Genomic DNA, 4138 nt, shown 5'->3' on the forward strand with positions numbered 1-4138 from the left:
GTAGAAATGCAGCGCCGACACCGCCACCCCGCTGCGCATGGCCACCTGGCCAACCGTTAATTCCGTTACAGGCGCCATGTCTGATTTTCCGTCCCGATTTTTCTGCTTGACCTCAAGTTAAGTTGAGCTTGTAGCGAAGAAACCCTGGATGTGCAAACGAAGGAGAAGGCGATGTGCGCCTGGGTCGAGATGTCGGGAGACGGAGTGCCGTTATCTGAGTTGCCGGATGGCTTCGCCCACCACCATGGCGACGGAGAGCGCCACGTTGATGCTGCGCGCCGTACCCTGCATGGGGATGGTCAGGCGCGCATTCGCCGCCTGATGGACAGGATCCGGCACGCCTGCGGATTCGCGGCCGAACAGGAGGACGTCACCGTCCGCGAAGCTGAAGCTGGTGTAGGCCGTCGTGGCTTTGGTCGACAGCAGCACCAGCCGGTGCGAACCAGCCTTGCGCCATTCCTCGAAGGCGTGCCAGTCGACATGCCGGGTCAGGGCAGCCATTTCGAGGTAGTCCATGCCGGCTCGCTTGAGCGACTTGTCGGAGAGCGGAAATCCGGCCGGTTCGATGATGTCGACGCCAAGTCCGAGGCACGCGGCGAAGCGCAGGATTGTTCCGGTGTTGCCGGCAATGTCAGGCTGGTAGAGCGCGATGCGGAGACGACGGTTCATTTCCGCGTCCTTCTAATAAGTGGCGGATCGGCCACAGCGGCTTGGCGGTTTTGGAAATTGCTGGACCTGCGGGTGGCCATTTTCTGCGAAGTCGGGTATACAACCAGCATTGTCAACCCGAACCGATGGAGGGGTAATTCATGATGACCATGCACATCCAGCGCCCCTCTCGTGGGCTTACCTGCCTGCCGGCGGTTTCGGTACGACGATTCTCCTGACTCTCTAAGACTTGATCGCACCGATTCCCGCCGAAACGATTTTTCGGCTTCCGAAGGAATCCTGCGATGTTTTTCAAAAAGTCAAAAGGGCTGAACGCCCCAACTGAAGCTGTCCGGACCGACACTCGTCATGTCCGGACCGATGCAATGCGTGTCTCCGGGCGAATGCCGGCGGACGATATTGCTTCGCCTTTTTATCTCGATTTTCACACGGAGGACGGACCGATGTTCGATCCCTACAGAATACCGGGCTCGAGGAGCCTGCATATCCACCGACTGCCGACCTGGGCGCTGCTGATCGGCGACACCTATTCGTCGGCGGTTCACGCCGAGGTTCGCCGCCGGCCGCATCGCGGCATGCTGCCGGATGTCGATTTTTCGCGCGCGGTTCCCGATCCCGGGCGGCCGTCGCTGGTGCGCCGGATCATCCGGCTGATCCGGCCTGGCCCGAAAAACCGGGCTGGCGGCACCGTGTCGTCAGGATCGTCTGGCGCAGCTGTCGGCGAAAAGCCCGCGAGCCCCTATATTGCGCGAAGCATTGCCGACGGTCCGGGTGATTCCGGACCGTCGGCACTCGACGCCATGGGTTCCGGGGACTTCGTACGCTCACGTGCCGCGTAAGCGGCAAACACATTTCACAGGCATGACCTATGTTGTTGTTTAGCTGGTTTGAAAAAAGGCTCGATCCGTTCCCCGCGGCGGAACCGGTCGAGCCGCCCAAGACGCTGGTTGCCTTCTGCGTGCATTATACGCGCGGCGCCTGGCCCTATATCCTTTTCGACGCAGTGCTGGTGACGGCCATCGCGATCGCGGAAGTGTGGATGTTCGGCTTCCTCGGCCGCATCGTCGACTGGCTGTCGGGGCAGAATCGCGAAACCTTCCTGCAGACGGAAGCCTGGAAGCTTGCCGGCATGGCCTTCATCGTGCTGTTCGCACTGCCGGGCACCGTATGGCTGCATTCGCTCCTCAACCAGCAAACGCTGATGGGCAACTATCCCATGCGCATCCGCTGGCAGGTGCACCGCTATCTGCTCAAGCAGTCGATGAGTTTCTACCAGGACGAGTTCGCCGGCCGCATCGCGACCAAGCTGATGCAGACGGCTCTCGCCGTGCGCGAATGCGTCATCAAGGTGATCGACGTCCTGAATTACGTTATCGTCTACTTCCTCGGCATGCTGCTCATCGTCGGCTCGGCCGACTGGCGGCTGGCCGCGCCGCTCGGCGTCTGGCTGGTCGGCTATATCCTTTTGCTGCGGTTTTTCATTCCCCGGCTGGGCAAGGTCGGCGAGGAACAGGCCAATGCGCGCTCGATCATGACGGGCCGGGTCGTCGACAGCTACTCAAACATCCAGACGGTCAAGCTGTTCAGCCATGCACGCCGCGAAGCGTCATTCGCCAAAGACGGTATGTCCGGCTTTCTCGAAACGGTCTACCGGTCGATGCGCCTGGTGACAGTGCTTTTCGGCTCGCTCTACATACTGAACGCGCTGCTCTTGTTCTCGGTGACCGCGATGGCGCTGTGGCTGTGGCTGGGGCAAGCAGTGACGATCGGCGCGGTCGCCGTGGTCATCGGCCTTGTGCTCAGGTTGTGGGGCATGTCGCAATGGATCATGTGGGAAATGTCGGGCCTGTTCGAGAACATCGGCACGGTGCAGGACGGTATCGCCTCGATCTCGCTGCCGCGCCTTGTCGAGGACCGGCCGGACGCGAAGGAGATCAGCGTTTCCAGGGGTGAGATCCGCTTCGAGGACATTCGCTTCCACTACGGCAAGCAGAAGGGTGTGATCGAGGGCCTGTCGCTGGCGGTGAAGCCGGGCGAGAAGGTCGGCATCGTCGGCCGTTCCGGCGCCGGCAAGTCCACGCTGGTCAACCTGTTGCTGCGCTTCTACGACCTCGAAGCCGGGCAGATATTGGTCGATGGCCAGGAAATCGCCGCTGTGAAGCAGGATTCGCTTCGTGCGCAGATCGGCATGGTCACGCAGGACACCTCGCTGCTGCATCGTTCGGTGCGCGAGAACATCCTTTATGGCCGGCCCGATGCAACCGACGAGATGCTTGTCGAGGCGGCGCGGCGCGCCGAGGCGCTGGACTTCATATCGGGGCTTTCGGATGCCAGCGGCCGCAAGGGCTTCGACGCCTATGTCGGTGACCGCGGCGTCAAATTGTCCGGTGGCCAGCGGCAACGCGTCGCCATTGCTCGCGTTATGTTGAAGGACGCACCTATACTTATCCTTGACGAAGCGACCTCGGCGCTTGATTCCGAAGCCGAGGCGGCGATCCAGGAGAATCTCTACAAGCTCATGCAAGGCAAGACCGTCATCGCCATCGCGCACCGGCTGTCGACCATCGCGGCGATGGACAGGCTGGTGGTGATGGACAAGGGCCGTGTCATCGAGGAAGGTTCGCACGAAGAACTCGTCGCCAAGGGCGGGCTCTACGCGCAGCTCTGGCAGCGCCAGTCGGGCGGGTTCCTGCTTGAGGACGGTCCCGCCAACGACGCACTTGCAAAGAGGCAAGCCGCAGAATGATGGCCGCCGCATGATGACAGCCGTCTATCGCTGGTTCGAGAACTGGGTCTATCCGTTCAGGGAGCCGGCGAATCTTCGGCCACCGATCAGTGTCGGCGGCTTTCTCTGGCACTATGTCGGCCAGGCGAAGTTCGCCTTCTTCGCCATGCTGGTCATCGGCGGCATCGCGCCGCTGGTCGAGGCCGGCCTGTTCTACTTCGTCGGGCGGCTGGTCGATATTCTCGACCAGCTTCCCGCCGAGCGCAGCTGGCACGCACTGTGGGCCGCCGCCGGCCCTGAACTGGTTTTCATGGCCGTGGTGGTGCTGATCATCCGCACCGTCGTCGTCGGCCTGTCGGCGCTGGTCGACGAACAGACGATCACGCCGGGCTTCTACAATCTGGTGCGCTGGCAGGCGCACCGGCATGTCTCGCGCCAGTCCTACGCCTTTTTCCAGAACGATTTCGCCGGCCGCATCGCGACGAAGGTCTGGCAGGCGGGCCAGGCGACCGGCGACTTGATGGAAAGCTTCATCGAGGTCGTCTGGTTTATGATCGTCTACACGGTGACGACGCTGGCGCTGGTCGCAGGCCTCGATCTCAGGCTGGCGGTTCTGGTGGTGATCTGGATTTCCGCCTTCGGCTGGCTGGCCAAGCTCTATTTGCCGGCAATCCGCAAGCATGCCGAGGAAACAGCCGAGGCCGGCTCGATGATCACCGGCCGCATCGTCGATTCCTATTCCAA

General features: G+C 61.8%; 3 protein-coding genes and 2 pseudogenes. 3 read left to right on the forward strand and 2 right to left on the reverse strand.

Annotation, left to right across the window (positions count from 1 at the left end):
• Positions 1–78: pseudogene (locus EN994_RS36205) on the reverse strand (redox-sensitive transcriptional activator SoxR); the annotation flags it as partial.
• Positions 79–210: 132 nt separating this feature from the next.
• Positions 211–669: a tRNA (cytidine(34)-2'-O)-methyltransferase gene (locus tag EN994_RS20560; RefSeq protein ID WP_127307768.1), complete on the reverse strand. Its 459-nt coding sequence runs from the start codon at positions 667–669 to the stop codon at positions 211–213.
• A 443-nt stretch (positions 670–1112) separates the two neighbouring features.
• Here EN994_RS20560 and EN994_RS20565 point away from each other — a divergent pair, with 443 nt between their 5' ends.
• From EN994_RS20565 to EN994_RS20575, 3 genes and pseudogenes are all read left to right on the forward strand, one after another.
• Positions 1113–1508: a hypothetical protein gene (locus EN994_RS20565; protein ID WP_082826695.1), complete on the forward strand. Its 396-nt coding sequence runs from the start codon at positions 1113–1115 to the stop codon at positions 1506–1508.
• Between the two features lie 29 nt (positions 1509–1537).
• Positions 1538–3415, forward strand: a complete 1878-nt coding sequence (locus tag EN994_RS20570) for an ABC transporter ATP-binding protein (protein WP_063168844.1) — start codon at positions 1538–1540, stop codon at positions 3413–3415.
• A gap of 10 nt (positions 3416–3425) precedes the next feature.
• Positions 3426–4138: pseudogene (locus tag EN994_RS20575) on the forward strand (ABC transporter ATP-binding protein); the annotation flags it as partial.

This window comes from Mesorhizobium sp. M7A.F.Ca.CA.002.09.1.1 (assembly GCF_003998555.1).
Taxonomy (GTDB): Bacteria; Pseudomonadota; Alphaproteobacteria; order Rhizobiales; family Rhizobiaceae; genus Mesorhizobium; species Mesorhizobium ciceri.

What these genes read in the sequence shown, in the direction of transcription:
- EN994_RS20560 (WP_127307768.1), bottom strand. Translation starts at nt 669, where the DNA reads ATGAACCGTCGTCTCCGCATCGCGCTCTACCAGCCTGACATTGCCGGC.
- EN994_RS20565 (WP_082826695.1), top strand. Translation starts at nt 1,113, where the DNA reads ATGTTCGATCCCTACAGAATACCGGGCTCGAGGAGCCTGCATATCCAC.
- EN994_RS20570 (WP_063168844.1), top strand. Translation starts at nt 1,538, where the DNA reads ATGTTGTTGTTTAGCTGGTTTGAAAAAAGGCTCGATCCGTTCCCCGCG.